Raw genomic sequence first — 16,841 nt, forward strand, 5'->3', positions numbered from 1 at the left:
GGCCGTTTGATTCTGCCACGGCCGGACCAATACGGTCAGCGACGCCGTGGTACCAGTCCGGACACGGCACCCACCAATGCCGTCCCGGCCAGCGCGCACATGCCGACCCACAGCGCCTGCGCAGAGGTATACGCCCCCGGGGCCCCGAGCGACTCAAGCCGGTTGAGGAACAGTGTGCCGAAGGCCGCGACCCCGATCAGCTGCCCGAGCTGAGTGACGGTGGCCAGCAGCCCGCTGGCGTCCGCGGCGTCCTGCGGCCGCACCGTGGCCAGCGCCCGCGTCAGGGTCGGGCTGTAAGCGAGCGCGAGCCCCACGCCCAGCGCGCCGTACGCCCCGAACACCGCCACTCCCCCGTCGCCGCCGCCCTCGAGCGCCCAGCCGACCCCGACCAGCGCCGTCGTGGCGAGCCCGAACCCCGCCGGTACCAGCACCCGCTGCCAGGAGGCCGGCCACTTGCTCCACGTCAGCCCGACCACGCCGAAGACGACGGCGGTCGGCGCGAAGGTGAGCCCGGTCCGCAGGGCGCTCTGCCCGAGGCCGCCCTGCAGATGCAGGGTGAGGATGAACAGGAACCCGGCGTTGACGGCCATCACCGCCAGGATCCGTACGACGACCAGGGCCATACCCTGATGCCGCAGAACCCGGGGCGCGATCAGCGGGGCTCCGCCGCGCCGCGCGAGCCGCGCCTCGTAGCCGCAGAACAGCGCGAAGACCACCACCGAGGCGCCGAGCGACAGCCAGGACCACCACGGCCAGTCCAGCTCCTGGCCGAGCACGAGCGGCACCGTGAACAGCGACACCGCCGCGCCGAGCAGCACCAGCCCGGGCACGTCGAGCGGCCGGGCCCGCTCCGCGGCCGGTGCCCCACCGCTCGGCAGCACACGCCGGCCGATGACCAGCAGCGCGACGCCCACCGGCACGTTCACCAGGAACACCGGCCGCCAGCCGGTGCCGAACAGGTCGGCGCTGACCAGGACGCCGCCGACGATCTGGCCGGACGCCGCGCCGACCGCGAGGACGGCCGAGTAGGCGCCGAGTGCCCGCACCCGGGCCTCGCCGGTGAAGGTGCGCTGGATGAGGCTGAGCACCTGCGGGATCATCAGCGCCGACCCGGCACCCTGCACGAGCCGGAACACGATCAGCTGACCGGCCCCCTGCGCCAGGCCGCAGGCCAGCGAGGCGGCCGTGAACAGCGCGAGCCCCGCCAGATGGACCCGGCCGTGGCCCAGCCGGTCGCCGAGCCGGGCACCGGTGATGAGCAGCACGGAGTAGGTGATGGTGTAGCCGGCGATCACCAGCTGGAGCTCGGCACCCGAGGCGTCCAGGTCGGAACCGACGGTCGGGGCGGCCACGTTCACGATGAAGACGTCGAGCAGCGCCATGAACATGGCCGCGAGCACCACCGCGAGCAGCGACCGGGACCCGTTGTCAGTGCCAGGCGCTTTACTGGCCACAGGACTTGAGACGGGCGCCGGAGTCGGGCCCGTACGAGGAGTCGTCGTCATGCCTGGAGCCTGACGCCGCTCCGATACGGGTGCCGAGAGCCCGCCGATGCTGGTACTGACAGCACCTGGAAACGCCGGCGACCGCCGCCGACGATGAACACGTGACGACTGGGGGGACGTGACGACATGGCGACCGCACAGCGCCGCCGGCCCGAGCTGGCCGCCTTTCTGCGCAGCAGGCGCGCCCGGGTGACCCCGGCCGACGTGGGGATGCCGCCGGGCCTGCGGCGCCGCACTCCGGGGCTGCGCCGCGAGGAGGTCGCCCAGCTCTCGGGGGTCGGGGTGACCTGGTACACGTGGCTGGAGCAGGGGCGTCCGATCAACGCCTCCGCGCAGGTCCTGGACGCCGTCGCGCGCACGCTGCGGCTGGACGCGCCGGAGCGGGAGCATCTGTACCACCTCGCCGAAGTGCCGTACGTACCCGCGGCGGGGGCTGTCGTGCGGGCGGTCGGCCCGGAGATCCAGGGCATCCTCGACGCGCTCGACCCACGCCCCGCGGTGGTCTACAACGCGCGCTACGACGTCCTGGCGACCAACGCCGCCTACCTCGACCTGTTCTTCGCCGACCGGCGGCTCCCCGCGACACCCAACGCGCTGTGGACCCTCTTCCAGGAGCCGGAGGAGACCTGCCCGGTGCTGTTCCGCGAGGAGGAGCTGCCGGTCATGGTGGCCACCCTGCGCGCGGCGTACGGGACACACATCGGGGAGCCGGCCTGGGAGGAGTTCATACGCCGGCTGTCGGCGGTCAGCCCGCTCTTCGCGCGGCTGTGGGAGTCCGGCGACGTGCAGCTGCCCGGGCGCCGTGTGAAGACGTTCCGGCACGAGCTGGTGGGCGAGTTGCGGATGACGTCGCAGTCGCTGTCGATCGACGGGGTGCCGGAGTGCCGGATCGTCGTCTACACGCCGGAGGACGAGGAGACGGTGCGCGGGATGGCGGTGCTGCGGGAGCGGTGCCGTCGGGAGCCGCTCGCGCGGCAATGAAAAATCCCGCCCCCTGACCGGGGACGGGATCCTCATCACTGCTCTTTGACAACTCGACAGAGTGTCGTTCTGTGGAGCTAAGGAGAATTGAACTCCTGACCTCCTGCATGCCATGCAGGCGCTCTACCAACTGAGCTATAGCCCCTTGTTTCTTCCCGCTCGGCGGGGCGAACAAGAAGAACTTTAGCCTGCGACCTGCCGGAAAGTGAAATCCGGGTCCCGGCGGGGTCGCGGGCCGTGGTGCGCGGGCTCAGTCGTCGTCGCCGAGGACCGGCTCGGGCAGGGTGCCGGCGTTGTGCTCGAGCAGGCGCCAGCCGCGGGCGCCCTCGCCGAGGACGGACCAGCAGCAGTTGGAGAGCCCGCCCAGGCTCTCCCAGTTGTGGGCCTCCAGGCCGAGCAGGCGGCCGATGGTGGTCCGGATGGTGCCGCCGTGACTGACGACGACGAGGGTGCCGTCCTCGGGCAGCTTCTCGGCGTGCCGCAGCACGACGGGGGCGGCCCGGTCGGCGACCTCGGTCTCCAGTTCGCCGCCGCCGCGGCGGACCGGCTCACCGCGCTTCCAGGCGGCGTACTCCTCGCCGTGCCGGGCGATGATCTCGTCGTGCGTCAGGCCCTGCCAGACGCCCGCGTACGTCTCGCGCAGCGCCTCGTCGCGGGAGACGTCCAGGCCGGTGAGCGCGGCGAGCTCGGCGGCCGTGTCCGCGGCCCGCCTGAGGTCGGAGGAGACGATCGCGTCGGGGCGCAGGGAGGCGAGCAGCCGGGCGGCGCGGCGGGCCTGGGCCACGCCGGTCTCGGTGAGGTCGACGTCCGTGGTGCCCTGGAAGCGGCGCTCCACGTTCCAGGAGGTCTGGCCGTGCCGCCAGAGGATGATGCGGCGGCCGCGACCGGGCGTCCGGTCGGACCCGGCACCCGGTGTGGTCATCGCCACTCACCACCCGCTTCGGCCGCTTCCTCGGCGGCCTGCGACTTGGCGTGCTCCGCGGCCTTGCCGCGGGTGGCCTTGGCGTCCTCGGGCAGCTCGAGCTCGGGGCAGTCCTTCCACAGCCGCTCCAGGGCGTAGAAGACGCGCTCCTCGCTGTGCTGCACGTGGACGACGATGTCGACGTAGTCGAGCAGGATCCAGCGGGACTCGCGGTCGCCCTCGCGGCGCACCGGCTTGGCGCCGAGTTCCTTCTGGAGGCGTTCCTCGATCTCGTCGACGATCGACTTGACCTGGCGGTCGTTGGGTGCGGACGCCAGCAGGAAGGCGTCCGTGATCGACAGCACGTCGCTGACGTCATAGGCGATGACGTCGTGGGCGAGCTTGTCGGCTGCCGCCTGCGCGGCGGTGGTGATGAGCTCGAGAGAGCGGTCAGTGGCGGTCACTACATGGCTTTCCGTCGGCGGTCACTGGACCTCAAGGGTCTCACGGACCGCCGACGGCACCCCACGCGAATAAACCGGGCACCGCTCCGGCCGGCCGGCGCCTAGGGGGACGCCGGTGTGTAGTCCTCGCCGAGGATCACGGTGACGTCCGCGTTCGAGGACACCTCGCCCTTGGTGACGGAGCCTGCGGGCAGGCCGAGCGTCTTGGCGACCTCGGTGGCGTCCTCCTTGTCGGCGGCGTCGGCGTAGACGACCCGGGACTCGGACTCGGTGCCGGTGGCCGAGCCGGCGTCGAGGAAGGTGAAACCGCCGTTCAGCAGCACGACGCGGGCCTTCTCGGTGCGGTCCTTCGTGCCGGTGGCGTTCCGCACGGACACGCGGACGGCGGCGCCCTCGGCGGGGCTCTTCGCGGTGCCGCCCAGGATGTCCTTGACCACACCGGCGCTGGCCTCGGCGTTCAGCGTGCCGTCGGCCTGGACGGGCAGCAGCGCCGTCTTGTAGTCGCCGCCCTTGGCCAGGTCGGCCAGCCTGGCCAGGAAGGTGCCGAGGTCCTTGTCCGTAAGCGACGGGTCGAGGATCTGGGCCAGCGTCTGCACGGTGACGGTCGCGCCCTGCGGGTCGGACGACATCTTGCGCAGCACGCCCTGCATGACCTGCCCGAACCGCTGGAGCTGGGCGTTGTCGTCCTCGCCGGACGCGCGGTAGGTGGCGTAGGCGACGGCCATCTTGCCGCTGAGGGTCTGGTTCTCGCCCTTGTGGACGAGCGGGGGCGCCTTCTTCGACTTCGCGGCCGGGTCGGGCACGTCGGTGTCGGTGTCGATGTCGATGTCGCCGACCAGGTCGACGAGGTTCTGCAGGAAGGGCGTGTCCAGACGCCAGGTGCCCTGGATCCGGGTGCCGAGGACGGTGTCCAGTGCCTCTCGGGTGCCGGAGGAGCCGTCGTCGTCGACCGACTTCGCGAGTGTGGTCGCGGTGCCGTCGTCCGCGGTGAGGGCGAGGGAGTTGGGCAGCAGGACGGTGGTGCCCTGCTTGGTGGTGGTGTTGTCGACGAGCAGCGCCGTGGAGGTGCCGCCCTTCTTGGTGTCGTGCAGGTGCAGGACGACGACGTCGCGCTGCTGGGCGGCCACGGAGGTGCCGCCGCCGCTGTCGGTGTCCGACGAGGACAGGCCGGGGAGTTTCCCGGCGTACCAGAGGTAGCCGACGCCGCCGGCCGCGACCAGCGCGAGCACGACGACGAGTGCGACGACCCGGCTGCGGGCGCGGCGCTTGGCCTCCTCGCGGCGCTCGGTGCGGTTCTCGGTGAACTTCAGCCAGTCGATGACGTCCTCGGAGTCACCGTCGGGCTCCTCCACGAAGGCGAACTGTTCGGTGCGGTAGTCGCGGTCGTCGTCGCGCTCACCGCGGTAGTCGCGGTCGTCGTCGCGCTCACCGCGGTAGTCGCGGTCGTCGTCGCGCTCACTCTGGGGCGCCTGGCCCTGGGCGTCGCCCCAGGCGCCGCCGTCCTGGCCGCCCCAGGTGCCGGTGTGGTCCTGGTGGGCGGGGGCCTGCGGCTCGTGGGCGGGGGCCGCCTGCTGCGGGATGTAGGCGGTCTGCTCCGCGACGCGGGGCTGCCTGGCCTCGGGCGCGGTCCGGCCGTACGGGTCGTAGGCGGCTCCGGGTGCCGTGCCCGTGCCCGTGCCATAGGGGTCGTACGGGTCGTAGGAGGGGGCTGGCTGCTGGTCGCCGGTGTCGTAGGCGTCGTACGGGGGGACCGGCTGCTGGGTGCCGGTCGCGTACGGGTCGTAGCCGTAGCCCTGCCGGCCGTAGGGGTCGTAGGCCCCTCCGGGTGCCTGCTGCGGCTGGGCGACCTGCTGGTACACAGGTCGGCCGTACTCGTCGTAGCCGACGAGCTCGTACTGGTCGCCCCCGTGGCCAGCGTCGTATCGGTCGTTCACCGGTGCCCCTCTCGGCTCACTCGCCGCGGTACAGCTCTCGTTTGGCGATGTAGCGCACGACTCCGTCCGGCACCAGATACCAGACCGGGTCGCCCTTGGCGACTCTCGCACGGCAGTCCGTGGAGGAGATGGCGAGGGCGGGGACCTCGACGAAGGAGACGCCGCCCTCCGGCAGTCCGGGGTCCGCCAGGTGGTGGCCGGGGCGGGTGACGCCGATGAAGTGCGCGAGGGAGAACAGTTCCTCCGTGTCGCGCCAGGTGAGGATCTGGCCGAGGGCGTCGGCGCCGGTGATGAAGAACAGGTCCGTGTCCGGGTTGAGCGCGCGCAGGTCGCGCAGCGTGTCCACGGTGTACGTGGGGCCGCCGCGGTCGATGTCGATGCGGCTGACGGAGAACTGCGGGTTCTCGGCGGTCGCGATGACCGTCATCAGATAGCGGTCCTCGGCGGCGGAGACCGTGCGGTGGGACTTCTGCCAGGGCTGGCCGGTGGGGACGAACACCACCTCGTCCAGGTGGAACTGGGCCGCGACCTCGCTGGCCGCCACGAGGTGGCCGTGGTGGATCGGGTCGAAGGTTCCGCCCATGACGCCGAGCCGGCGCTTGCCGGTGCGGGCCGGGCCCTGCCCGGGGCCGTCTATGCGTGCCTGCGCCGGGCGGTGCCGGGCGTCCGGGGCGTCGGCCGCTTCATGCGCCGGACCGGTAGGCATGTCCTGCTCTCCCATGCGTGCAGACCCTACCGGCCCGGCCTGTGGGCGCCGGCCGACGGTTCCCCGCTGCCCGTGCTGCGGGCTCGTACCGGGTTCAGCGGTCGCGGTTGAAGCGGGTGGTGACCCAGAGCAGAAGCAGCAGGATGATGAACGCGCCGCCTCCGGTGACCAGGGGGTTGATGCTTTCGTGGTTGCCACCGTGCTCCTCGCCCTCGGCGGCGAGGGTGACCAACTGGGCAGCAGCGCTGTGGAAGCTCATCTTCGGCAGGACCTATCCGGTGTGGGCGGGATAAAGATGTCGGCCCATCGTAAGCGGGCGGCTCCACGCGGCTCACGCCGACTCCGCCGTTGGGGACGTCCGGGGGAACCCCTAGGTGAAAGGTCGGGGTCGTACGGGGCTCGGAGAGGAACTCGGCGCCGCCGTCAGTCGTCTTTCCTCTTGTAGCCGCGAAGCAGCAGCCACGCGGTCAACACACAGCCCACGACCATCACGATCAGTACGACCCGGAGCAGATTTCCCGCTCCCTGCTGCTCTGCGGCAACGGCGGCCTGGGCGAGCCAGGCGGCTGCGGGATTGTGCTCCATGGCGCTGCACTCCGTTCGCTGTACTGCCCGTCCACGGTAACCCGGCCTAGGCTGGGCCCGGCCCCGGGGGGCGCGGAGGGCACGGCACAGCGCTCCAGAGCACGGCACTCATACGCACATGGGGGAAGACATGTCCGACGACGGCCACCAGCACACCGGGCACGAGCAGGTGCCCAGCAGGCAGCGCAGGCGCTTTCCGGAGATCTCCTCGCGTGCGTACGAGCACCCCGCGGACCGCTCCGCGCTGGTGGCGCTGCGCAAGCTGAGCGGATTCGACACCGTCTTCAAGGCACTCAGCGGGCTGCTGCCCGAGCGGAGCCTGAGGCTGCTGTTCCTGTCCGACTCGGTACGGGTCTCCGACCGGCAGTTCGCGCACCTCAACGACATGCTGCGGGACGCCTGTTACATCCTGGACCTGGAGAAGGTCCCGCCGATGTACGTCAACCAGGACCCGCAGCCCAACGCGATGTGCATCGGCCTGGACGAGCCGATCATCGTGGTCACCACCGGCCTCGTCGAGCTGCTCGACGAGGAGGAGATGCGGGCGGTGATCGGCCATGAGGTCGGCCACGCCCTGTCCGGGCACTCCGTCTACCGGACCGTGCTGCTGTTCCTGACCAACCTCGCGCTGCGGGTGGCGTGGATCCCGCTGGGCAATGTGGCGGTCATGGCGATCGTGACGGCGCTGCGGGAGTGGTTCCGCAAGTCCGAGCTGTCCGCCGACCGGGCCGGGCTGCTGGTGGGCCAGGACCTGCGTGCGTCGATGCGCGGCCTGATGAAGCTCGCGGGCGGCAACCACCTGCACGAGATGAACGTGGACGCGTTCCTGGAGCAGGCCGAGGAGTACGAGGCGGGCGGTGACCTGCGCGACTCGGTGCTGAAGATCCTCAACGTGCTGCCGCGCTCCCACCCGTTCGCCACCGTGCGCGCGGCCGAGCTGAAGAAGTGGGCCGCCAGCCGCGACTACCAGCGGATCATGGACGGCCACTACCCGCGGCGCAGCGAGGACAAGGACACCTCGGTCTCCGACTCCTTCCGCGAGTCGGCGGCGCACTACGCCGGGCACGTGCGGAACTCCCGGGATCCCCTGATGAAGCTGGTCACCGACATAGCCGGCGGGGCCGGGGACCTCGGCAGCCGGGTGCGGCGGGGCTTCGGCGGCTTCGGCGCGAGCCCCGGCTCCGCCGGAGCGAACGGTCCCTCGGACACCCCGCCGAACGACACCCCGCCGAGCGACGCCCCTCCGAACGGCACACCTCCGAACGGCACACCTCCGAAGGACCAGCCCCCGCGGGACGAGCGCCCGCGCGACGACAACTGACCCGGAACCCTCCGGGCACCCGGCACCCTCTCTCGGCCGGAGGGGCCGAGGCTCCCGTCCTCCGCCTCTGCCCTCACACCTTCGGCTGCGCCTCGTCCGCCAGCGTCCCGCACAGCGCGGCGGTCCCGCCGTTGGTGTACGGGTTGGTCCCCGCCGGGCCGCCCTGCTTGGCCGTCTGGCCGGCCAGGAGCGGGCGCAGGTGGTTGGTGGAGTCCTCGGCGCAGGACAGCGGCCCGGCCTGGACGGAGGAGAGGGCCAGGTGGGCCTGGTGCAGCCGCAGGTCGTCGCGGTCGAAGCGAAAGCGCAGCTCACGCCGCACGGTGAACAGCGACGCCTGGGCGCCGGCCCCGGCACCGGCGGGTCGCAGGGCGTAGACGAAGGTGTGGTCGGCGGTGACCTCCAGCGTGGACGAGTCGGCCTCGACGGCGTGGAGTGTGCCACGGACCCGGATTCCGCGGTCGGCGAGCTCGGTGTCGGAGGGGTCGAAGCGGATCAGCCAGCCGGTGGGGGCGTGCAGACCGTCGGCGGAAGGATGGTCGAAGCTAGCGTCGAATTGGGCCAGTTGGTCGGGAGCCAGGAGCACGCGCACCGGGCGGACCTGCTGCCCGGTGATCACCTCGGGATACAGGGAGGAGCGGACGATGTAGTCCTTGGCAGTGGTCAGGGCGGTGACGACCTGGCTGTCGGAGAAGTTCGCCGTGCGCCGGGAGGCCGGCAGCGGGATGCCCTCCGCGCCGACGCGGTAGGGGGCGGCGGGGCTGCGGGCGAACAGCTCCGCGGGGTCGGCGGAGCCGGGGACCTTGCCGTGCGGGGCGAGCGGCACGACCGTCATCCGCAGCGGCTCGGTGGGCCGGGAGGCGGCGCGGGACGCCTGGTAGGGGTGCCGTACCCCCATGTAGATCGCGGTGCCGAAGGCGAGGGCGATCAGCAGGACGAGAAAGAGCGCCTGCCGGGGCAGCCCGCGGCGCAGTGGGGGGCGGCTGCGCACGGCGGGCGCGTGGTCGGCCATGCGCTCCTGGGCGGAGAACTCCTGAAGGCGGGCAGCACGGACGAAGGACTCGTCGAACACGACGGACCGGTACTCGTCGTCCGCACCGCCGGGGGCGCCGTCGGGTGTCCCCTCCGGTGGCTCTCCAGGCCCTCCCATACCTTCAGGGTAGGTCTCCGGGAGGCCCGGTAAACGCCCAGGTACACGACAACTTTTGACAGCTCCTCATCGGGTCTGCCCGGCCCGGACGGCCGCTCGCGCAGGCCCCGCGCGGGGCTCGCAAGGGCGGTCGGGCGGACGACGGCGGGACCCGGACGGGGTCATGCCAGGGAGACGTCAGACGGCCCCTGCGCGAGGGCCCGAGCGCCCAGGCCCACCCGCTGTTCGGCGCCTCCAGGCCCACCCCGCTGTCCGACGTCCCCAGGCCCACCCCGCTGTCCGAGGCCCCCAGGCCCACCCCGCGTCCGACGCCCCCAGGCCCACCCCGCGTCCGACGTCCCCAGGCCCACCCCGCTGTTCGGCGCCCCAGCACGAGGACGCCAGGACGACCGTCCGCCGACCGGAAACCCGGACGGCTGCGCGAGAGCCCGGAAAACCCCCAGACGGCCGCCAGACGGGCCCTCGGACGCCCTCCGGACGGCCTTGAACAGGACACAGAGGTCCGTGGATGGGTGCCCGACAGCCCCCGACGACTCCCGCCGGCCCACACGGCCAGGCTCCGACGAGCCCTGGGCCGGCGACCACCGGCCGGCCCAACCCTGTGGAGGGCGAAGGTCAGGGTGTGCGCGGGGCCAGCGACACGGCCGGCCGGGACGGCTCGGTGGAAGTGGGCGGGGACACGGACGGTGGGGCCGCACCGCCCTGGTCCAGGCGGGGGAGCGCGCCGCCTTGGTCCAGCTCGGTGGTGGCGGGTGGCGGGACCTGGTCCTGGCGGCCGGAGGAGGCACCCCGGTAGACGGCCGCGAAGGCCAGGACGACCATGCCGATGCCCATCACCAGCGCGAGCACCCAGGCGACGGGCCGGTGCCAGCGGGCGTAGCGGCCGAAGGGCCCGGCGAAGCCGTGGCGGCCGTCGAGGATGTCCGGGTCGTCCAGATCGTCGAGGTCCGGATCATGGCCGAATCCGGTGCGGTAGGGCCGGCCGTCGGGGCCGTAGCCGTAACCGTAGGCGTCGTCGTAGTGCTCGCTGCCGCCATGGGCTCGGCGAGCGGCCTCGGCCTCGGATGCCTCGGCTCTGGCCTGCGCGGCGGCCAGGAGGCGTTCGACGGCGGACGGCTCATGTACCTCGGCCGCCTGCACGAAGGCCTCGTCGAAGACCACGGAGGCGAACTCTTCGTCCGACACCCCGCGGTCGTGGTCGTCGTCGGGCTCCCAGCCGTCGGGAAACGGCGTGCCCCCCACGTCCTCCGGCACGGGTCCAGAGTAGACCTGGGGGGTCATTTTGGGCAGACGGTACGGAAATTCTCCGCGGTCCTGATGCGCCCGGACGGGTCCGTCCCGATGCGCCCGGACGGGTCCGCCCGGGCGCAGAGGGATGTGCCCCGATCAGCGCCGTACGTGTCCGTCGCCGGTCACGATGTACTTCGTGCTGGTGAGCTCCGGCAGGCCCATCGGGCCACGGGCGTGCAGCTTCTGGGTGGAGATGCCGATCTCCGCGCCGAAGCCGAACTGGCCGCCGTCGGTGAAGCGCGTGGAGGCGTTCACGGCGACCGTGGTGGAGTCGACCAACTGGGTGAAGCGGCGGGCGGCCTGCTGCGAGGTGGTGACGATGGCCTCGGTGTGGCCGGAGGTCCACAGCCGGATGTGCTCCACGGCCCGGTCGAGCGAGTCGACGACCGCGGCGGCGATGTCGTAGGACAGGTACTCGGTCTCCCAGTCCTCCGCGGTGGCCTCGACGACGGTGGCGCGGGAGTCCTTGGCGTAGGCCATGACGCGCTCGTCGGCGTGCACGGTCACCCCGGCGTCGGCGAGGGCGTCCAGGGCGCGCGGCAGGAACTCGGCGGCGATGTCCTGGTGGACCAGGAGGGTCTCGGCGGCGTTGCAGACGCCGACGCGCTGGGCCTTGGAGTTGATCAGGATGTCGACGGCCATGTCGAGGTCGGCCTGGGCGTCGACGTAGACGTGGCAGTTGCCGGTGCCGGTCTCGATGACCGGGACGACGGACTCCTGGACGACGGTGTTGATCAGGGACGCGCCGCCGCGCGGGATCAGCACGTCGACCAGGCCGCGGGCGCGCATCAGCTCGCGTACGCTGTCGCGGCTCTCGCCGGGCACCAGCTGGATGGCGTCGGCGGGCAGCCCGGCCCCGCCCACGGCGTCGCGCAGGACGCGCACCAGGGCGGTGTTCGACTGGTACGCCGAGGACGAGCCGCGCAGCAGGACGGCGTTGCCGGACTTCAGGCACAGGGCGGCGGCGTCGACGGTGACGTTGGGGCGGCCCTCGTAGATGATGCCGACGACACCGAGGGGTACGCGGACCTGGCGCAGGTCGATGCCGTTGGGGAGGGTGGAGCCGCGGACGACCTCGCCGACCGGGTCGGGCAGGGCGGCGACGTCGCGCACGTCGGCGGCGATGGCCCGCACCCGCTCCGGGGTGAGGGTGAGCCGGTCGATCATGCCCTCGCTCATGCCGTTCTCACGGGCCTTGGCGAGGTCCAGGGCGTTGGCCTCGACGATCTCGCTCGTGCGGACCTCCAGCGCGTCCGCGACGGCGAGCAGCGCGTCGTCCTTGTCCGCCCGCGGCAGCGGCGCGAGCGTGGCGGCGGCGGCCTTGGCCCGGTAGGCGGCCTGGGTGACCGGGGACATGGAGTCGTACGGGGAGAGCGTGGTCATGCAGAAAGGGTAGTGCGCCGCGAGCGCCCTTCCACGTGATGTCCCACAGCCCGAGACACGGGTCCGCGCCGGATGTGCCCCAGCGCCCCCGGGCGCCGTCGCATCGGTCTCGCGAACCCTGTCGGGGTCAGTAGGGGTGCACTCCCACCGGCGTGGCCGGCCGCGGCCCGTATCCCTCCGAGATCCGCTGGTGGTACGTGTCCCGGTCGATGACCTCGAGCCCCACGATCTCCCAGGGCGGCAACCCCGCGGTCTGCCGGTGCTCGCCCCACAGGCGCAGCGCGACCGCCGCGGCGTCGTGCAGATCGCGGGCCTCTTCCCAGTACCGGATCTCGGCGTGGTCGTCGGCGTACCGGCTGGTCAGCAGAAAGGGGTGATCGTGGGCGAGCTGCTCCAGCGCCCTGCGCACCTCCTTCAGCGGGGCGGGTTCGCCGGAGACGCTGAGGGTGACGTGCCACAGCCTGGGCAGGTCGGCCTGCTCCCCCTCGTACCGGTCGCCCGCCGCCACGCTGGTCAGGGCGCGCTCCTCGCCGGCCGCGCGGGACGCCGCCGCCCCAGGGCGCACTCGTCTCACGACGGCCTCCTTACTCCGCAGTGCCGGGGCCGCCCGGAAACGACCGGGCTTCGCCCGACGGGCCCATGCCGCGCCCGGGCGAAACTGCTCCCGGAACGCGTCCCTCACACAAAGTTGAGCAGGCCGCAAGCCTCTGTGGGGCGGTTTTGCGGAACGTCCCCCGCCGGGGGCGGAGGATTCGGCTCTTTTACGGGTGCAGGACGACGAGGTCGTCCCTGTGTACGACCTCGCGTTCGTACGCCGGTCCCAGCTCGGCCGCCAGCTCGTGCGTGGACCGGCCGATCAGACGGGGGATCTCCTTGGCGTCGAAGTTGACGAGCCCGCGGGCGACCGCGTGTCCGCGCCCGTCGCGCAGCTCGACCGGGTCACCGGCGCTGAAGTCGCCCTCGACGGCGGCGATACCGGCCGGCAGCAGCGACTTGCGGCCCTGTACGACGGCCCGTACGGCCCCGTCGTCGAGGGTGAGCGCGCCCTGCGGGGCGGAGGCGTGCTGGAGCCACAGCAGCCGGTCGGCGGAGCGCTTGCCGGTGGGGTGGAAGTAGGTGCCGGTGTCCTGCCCGGTGAGGGCGTCGGCGGCGTGGACGGCGCTGGTGAGGACGACGGGGATGCCGGCCGCGGCGGCGATGCGGGCCGCCTCCACCTTGGTGACCATGCCGCCGGTGCCGACGCCGGCCTTGCCCGCGCTGCCGATCTCGACGTGCTCCAGGTCGGCGGGCCCGCGCACCTCGGCGATCCGCGAGGTGCCGGGCTTGCTCGGGTCGCCGTCGTACACCCCGTCCACGTCGGACAGCAGCACCAGCAGGTCGGCGCGCACCAGGTGGGCCACGAGGGCGGCCAGCCGGTCGTTGTCGCCGAAGCGGATCTCGTCCGTGGCGACGGTGTCGTTCTCGTTGACGATGGGCAGCGCGCCCATCGCCAGGAGCTTGTCCAGGGTGCGGGAGGCGTTGCGGTGGTGGGCGCGACGGCTCATGTCGTCGGAGGTGAGCAGCACCTGGCCGACGCGGATGCCGTAGCGGGCGCAGGAGGCGGTGTACCGGGCGACCAGCAGGCCCTGGCCGACGCTGGCGGCGGCCTGCTGCCGCGCGAGGTCCTTGGGCCGGCGGCGCAGTCCCAGCGGGGCGAGCCCGGCGGCGATGGCACCGGAGGAGACCAGCACGATCTCCTTCTCACCCCCGCTGCGGCTCTTGGCGAGGACGTCGACGAGCGCGTCGACCCGGTCGGCGTCGAGCCCGCCGGAGGCGGTGGTCAGCGAGGAGGAGCCCACCTTGACGACGATCCTGTGGGCCTCGCGCACGGCCTGCCTTGCCCCTGACACTCGCTTTTCCGTCCCCTCACAGCTCTTGGATCACTCCGCCCGCAATGTACGCGAAGGGGAACGACGCACGCGCGGGAGTTCCACCCTGCGAAACCACCAGGCGACGGCAGCCGACACACCGTCCAGCCCGCCGACGACGCGCGTTCCAGCCCGCCGACCACGCACGTTCGGCCCGCATACCGCCGTCGGCCCGTATCCAACCTACGGCCGCCCCCGGCCGGCCCGCAGCCGAGCCCTAGGCCCCCACAGCGAGCCCGCACCACCCCCGACCGAGCCCGCACCACCCCCGACCGGCCCACAGGCGCGCAACCCGCGCAACCCGCGCCACCTCAGCCCGAGTCCGAGCCGCGCGAGGGACCAGCCCGCCTCAGCCGGCCACCGGCCCCTGTCCCTCCGGCTGCCCGGGAAGGACATCGGCCATCTCCGTCACCACCTCGGCGTCGACCCCGGCCGCAGCCCCGGCCTCGACCTCGGCCTCGGCGTCGACCTCAGCGCCGGCCTCGACATCCGCCCCCGCACCGGCGGCCCGAGCGGTCTGTCCCAGGTTCCGGCTCTCCGCCTTCAGCGCGAGGTTCGCCACGGCGGTGTTGAACCGGTCGATGGACCTCGGCTCGTCCGGTCCGAGCAGGTACCGCTTGAGCTCGGCCCGCTCCTCGGCCAGCGGGTCCGCCGCCGGATCGCGTACGGCGTCCAGCAGGGCGCCCAGCTCGGCGGCGCTGTTGGAGAGGATCACCGCGGCCCGCACGGCGGTGTTCTGCCGCTTGAACTCCTCCGCGCCGAGCCCCGCCGAGTCGGTGACGGCGTACGGCTTGCCGCTGGCGATGAAGTCGGAGACGACGGAGGAGATGTCGGAGACCATCGCGTCGGAGACGTTGAAGCAGTCGTACAGAGGCGGCTCGGCGCCCGAGATGACCCGGTGCTCCCAGGCGGGGAAGGATCTCCAGTACGCGGCGTTCCACTCGGTGCGCAGCCGGGCGATCTCCTGGTGCCGCTCGACGTCGACGAGTCCGTCCCGCGTGGCCTCGGCCTCGTCGCGGGCCTCGGTGGAGCCGGTCAGCTCGGCGAGGCGGGCCTCGATGCGGGCCAGCTCGGCACGCGCGTGCGCCTGCGCCTCCGCGGTGGCCTCCGCGGCGGCGTCGACGGCGAGGGCCGCCGCGCGCTCGGCGGCGGCCTGCTCGACGAGGGCGGTGATGCGCTGGTGGGCGGCCTTGGCCTGGGGGCTGACCATGCCGGTGAAGGGGTGCGGCTTGTACAGGACGCGGACCGGCGGGTCGGCCTGCACGAGCGCCCTGACGATGTTCTCGCCGGCCAGCACGAGCGAGGTGTTGCCGGGGTTGTCGTCCCAGCCCTCCCAGGTGGGTGCGTACAGGACGGTGGGCATACGGCCGTCCGGCACGCCCTGCCGGGTCCGGATGGGCGCGAGCTGGGGGCGGCCGACCTCGACGATGTCGTCGTCGCGTACGCCGACATCCGCTATGGCATAGCGGTCGCGGCCCGCTCGTCCGGCGGTCCACACCTCGTCGTAGACCTTGCTGAAGGGGTTGACGCTGGCGATCTTGTCGCTGTCGCCGTGCCCGATGAAGACGTGCTTCATGGTGGGCACGCGGAGCATGTGGATGTTCTTGCCGACGTTCGCCGCGTACAGCGCGACCCGCACGCTCGACAGGTCCATGTTCATCAGATGAACCCCGCCGGGCACGCAGATCACGGGCACGGTGGTGGGCGCGAGACGCTCCATTATCGTGCGCTCACGCAGGATGATCAGCGGGGTGGAGTCCAGCTGCTCCATGGTCTCCAGCCACATGTTGACCTGGTAGGCGGAGTCCTTGGAGCCGGAGAAGTACAGCACCGTCCCGGGCCGGTACTCGCGCAGCCAGTCGTCGACGGCGGCCAGCACCTTCTCGGCGTTCGGCGGGATCCTTTCGCCGCGCACGTACGGCGCGAGGGCGAGGTCGTAGGCGGCGGCCAGCACCAGCGTGAGGACGATGCCGATGACGCCGACCGTGGTGTTCCCGGTGCCCGCGGCGAGCAGTATCCCGACGACCGCGAACAGGTCGAGGTGGAGCACCTTCTCCGCGGAGCGGTGCAGCAGGACGCGCGGCGGGGCGTCGGGGATGCGGATGCGCGAGGCGAGGTCGACGTTGCGGGTGGCGACCGGCAGCCGGCGGCGGTTGCGGATCAGGGTGACCAGGGCGCCGTGCGGGGCCTGGAGGCCGTAGAACGCGATGAAGCAGGCGACCGTGCTGTAGAAGATCACACTGTCCGACAGGTCCAGCCGGGACAGCAGCAGGACGAGGAGCAGCTGCCGGATCAGGAACCGGATCGACAGACCCGCGCGCACCTTGCTGAGCCGGTTGACCAGATAGCTGCCCTTGCGGTGCAGATAGTGGTCCGCCAGGTACGTCACGGCGGCCGCGGCGACGAAGGCGGGCACGCTCGGCACGAGCGCGGCCACCATCAGTGCCGGGAAGGCCAGCGTCAGGAGGACCGCTGCGGCCAGCTCGGCCGCGCTGCCGACCCGGGCTACGCGAATAGCGGTGGTTATCACGGAGAACCTGCTCTGTGGGGTACCTGTTGTAAAAATCCTGCGTCCGTCGACCGACTTCCGCCGGCCTCCGTAAAATCGGAAAAACATGAGGTGGACTTTCCCGAAATTTACGGATTCAGGCCCCTGCGAATGCTTTCCGAACGACTCCCGAACGGACATCACAGAGGCCTGAAATGAAAGAAGGCTA

General features: G+C 72.1%; 15 protein-coding genes and 1 tRNA gene. 2 read left to right on the forward strand and 14 right to left on the reverse strand.

Annotation, left to right across the window (positions count from 1 at the left end; genetic code table 11):
• Window positions 1-35: 35 nt before the first annotated feature.
• Window positions 36-1,400 (reverse strand): MFS transporter, encoded by a 1,365-nt coding sequence (locus ACIGXJ_RS04310; protein ID WP_399642139.1) that lies wholly within the window; start codon window positions 1,398-1,400, stop codon window positions 36-38.
• 231 nt (window positions 1,401-1,631) lie between these two features.
• Between ACIGXJ_RS04310 and ACIGXJ_RS04315 the strand changes: the two genes are divergently transcribed.
• Entirely contained in the window at window positions 1,632-2,486 is an 855-nt protein-coding gene (locus tag ACIGXJ_RS04315) for a helix-turn-helix transcriptional regulator (RefSeq protein WP_399641441.1), read from the forward strand.
• Window positions 2,487-2,558: 72 nt separating this feature from the next.
• On the opposite strand, the gene ACIGXJ_RS04320 is transcribed toward ACIGXJ_RS04315, so the two are convergent.
• The 7 genes from ACIGXJ_RS04320 to ACIGXJ_RS04350 form a co-directional block, all read right to left on the reverse strand.
• Window positions 2,559-2,631 (reverse strand) — tRNA-Ala (locus ACIGXJ_RS04320).
• A gap of 105 nt (window positions 2,632-2,736) precedes the next feature.
• The gene (locus tag ACIGXJ_RS04325; RefSeq protein ID WP_399641443.1) at window positions 2,737-3,408 is read right to left on the reverse strand and encodes a histidine phosphatase family protein; all 672 of its coding nucleotides are present in this window, start codon (window positions 3,406-3,408) and stop codon (window positions 2,737-2,739) included.
• Entirely contained in the window at window positions 3,405-3,851 is a 447-nt protein-coding gene (rsfS, locus tag ACIGXJ_RS04330) for a ribosome silencing factor (RefSeq protein WP_399641445.1), read from the reverse strand. Before rsfS ends, ACIGXJ_RS04325 begins: the two co-directional genes overlap by 4 nt.
• A 101-nt stretch (window positions 3,852-3,952) precedes the next feature.
• Window positions 3,953-5,785 (reverse strand): LytR C-terminal domain-containing protein, encoded by a 1,833-nt coding sequence (locus tag ACIGXJ_RS04335; RefSeq protein ID WP_399641447.1) that lies wholly within the window; start codon window positions 5,783-5,785, stop codon window positions 3,953-3,955.
• A gap of 16 nt (window positions 5,786-5,801) precedes the next feature.
• Window positions 5,802-6,506, reverse strand: a complete 705-nt coding sequence (gene nadD / locus ACIGXJ_RS04340) for a nicotinate-nucleotide adenylyltransferase (RefSeq protein ID WP_399641449.1) — start codon at window positions 6,504-6,506, stop codon at window positions 5,802-5,804.
• Window positions 6,507-6,585: 79 nt separating this feature from the next.
• Window positions 6,586-6,750, reverse strand: a complete 165-nt coding sequence (locus ACIGXJ_RS04345; protein WP_399641451.1) for a hypothetical protein — start codon at window positions 6,748-6,750, stop codon at window positions 6,586-6,588.
• Between the two features lie 164 nt (window positions 6,751-6,914).
• On the reverse strand, window positions 6,915-7,076 hold the full coding sequence (locus ACIGXJ_RS04350) for a hypothetical protein (RefSeq protein WP_399641453.1): 162 nt from the start codon (window positions 7,074-7,076) through the stop codon (window positions 6,915-6,917).
• A 130-nt stretch (window positions 7,077-7,206) separates the two neighbouring features.
• On the opposite strand from ACIGXJ_RS04350, the gene ACIGXJ_RS04355 reads away from it, so the two are divergent.
• Window positions 7,207-8,397: a M48 family metalloprotease gene (locus tag ACIGXJ_RS04355; protein ID WP_399641455.1), complete on the forward strand. Its 1,191-nt coding sequence runs from the start codon at window positions 7,207-7,209 to the stop codon at window positions 8,395-8,397.
• A 73-nt stretch (window positions 8,398-8,470) separates the two neighbouring features.
• On the opposite strand, the gene ACIGXJ_RS04360 is transcribed toward ACIGXJ_RS04355, so the two are convergent.
• The 6 genes from ACIGXJ_RS04360 to ACIGXJ_RS04385 all read right to left on the reverse strand — a co-directional run bounded on the left by ACIGXJ_RS04360 (window position 8,471) and on the right by ACIGXJ_RS04385 (window position 16,654).
• Window positions 8,471-9,544, reverse strand: a complete 1,074-nt coding sequence (locus tag ACIGXJ_RS04360) for a hypothetical protein (protein WP_399641457.1) — start codon at window positions 9,542-9,544, stop codon at window positions 8,471-8,473.
• Between the two features lie 615 nt (window positions 9,545-10,159).
• Entirely contained in the window at window positions 10,160-10,825 is a 666-nt protein-coding gene (locus tag ACIGXJ_RS04365; protein WP_399641459.1) for a hypothetical protein, read from the reverse strand.
• 105 nt (window positions 10,826-10,930) lie between these two features.
• Window positions 10,931-12,217, reverse strand: coding sequence for a glutamate-5-semialdehyde dehydrogenase (locus ACIGXJ_RS04370; protein ID WP_399641461.1), 1,287 nt, complete (start codon window positions 12,215-12,217; stop codon window positions 10,931-10,933).
• Window positions 12,218-12,344: 127 nt separating this feature from the next.
• Window positions 12,345-12,782, reverse strand: a complete 438-nt coding sequence (locus ACIGXJ_RS04375; RefSeq protein WP_399642140.1) for a hypothetical protein — start codon at window positions 12,780-12,782, stop codon at window positions 12,345-12,347.
• A gap of 196 nt (window positions 12,783-12,978) precedes the next feature.
• The gene (proB, locus tag ACIGXJ_RS04380; RefSeq protein ID WP_399641463.1) at window positions 12,979-14,106 is read right to left on the reverse strand and encodes a glutamate 5-kinase; all 1,128 of its coding nucleotides are present in this window, start codon (window positions 14,104-14,106) and stop codon (window positions 12,979-12,981) included.
• 367 nt (window positions 14,107-14,473) lie between these two features.
• The gene (locus tag ACIGXJ_RS04385; RefSeq protein WP_399641465.1) at window positions 14,474-16,654 is read right to left on the reverse strand and encodes a hypothetical protein; all 2,181 of its coding nucleotides are present in this window, start codon (window positions 16,652-16,654) and stop codon (window positions 14,474-14,476) included.
• Between the last annotated feature and the right edge of the window lie 187 nt (window positions 16,655-16,841).

Source organism: Streptomyces sp. NPDC053367 (genome assembly GCF_044545925.1).
Taxonomy (GTDB): domain Bacteria; phylum Actinomycetota; class Actinomycetes; order Streptomycetales; family Streptomycetaceae; genus Streptomyces.

Bases quoted from the DNA above. Each gene is read 5' to 3' on its own strand.
- nadD (WP_399641449.1), bottom strand. From the start codon at position 6,506: ATGGGAGAGCAGGACATGCCTACCGGTCCGGCGCATGAAGCGGCCGAC.
- ACIGXJ_RS04325 (WP_399641443.1), bottom strand. From the start codon at position 3,408: ATGACCACACCGGGTGCCGGGTCCGACCGGACGCCCGGTCGCGGCCGC.
- ACIGXJ_RS04355 (WP_399641455.1), top strand. From the start codon at position 7,207: ATGTCCGACGACGGCCACCAGCACACCGGGCACGAGCAGGTGCCCAGC.
- ACIGXJ_RS04360 (WP_399641457.1), bottom strand. From the start codon at position 9,544: ATGGGAGGGCCTGGAGAGCCACCGGAGGGGACACCCGACGGCGCCCCC.
- ACIGXJ_RS04315 (WP_399641441.1), top strand. From the start codon at position 1,632: ATGGCGACCGCACAGCGCCGCCGGCCCGAGCTGGCCGCCTTTCTGCGC.
- ACIGXJ_RS04345 (WP_399641451.1), bottom strand. From the start codon at position 6,750: ATGAGCTTCCACAGCGCTGCTGCCCAGTTGGTCACCCTCGCCGCCGAG.
- ACIGXJ_RS04350 (WP_399641453.1), bottom strand. From the start codon at position 7,076: ATGGAGCACAATCCCGCAGCCGCCTGGCTCGCCCAGGCCGCCGTTGCC.
- ACIGXJ_RS04365 (WP_399641459.1), bottom strand. From the start codon at position 10,825: ATGACCCCCCAGGTCTACTCTGGACCCGTGCCGGAGGACGTGGGGGGC.
- ACIGXJ_RS04370 (WP_399641461.1), bottom strand. From the start codon at position 12,217: ATGACCACGCTCTCCCCGTACGACTCCATGTCCCCGGTCACCCAGGCC.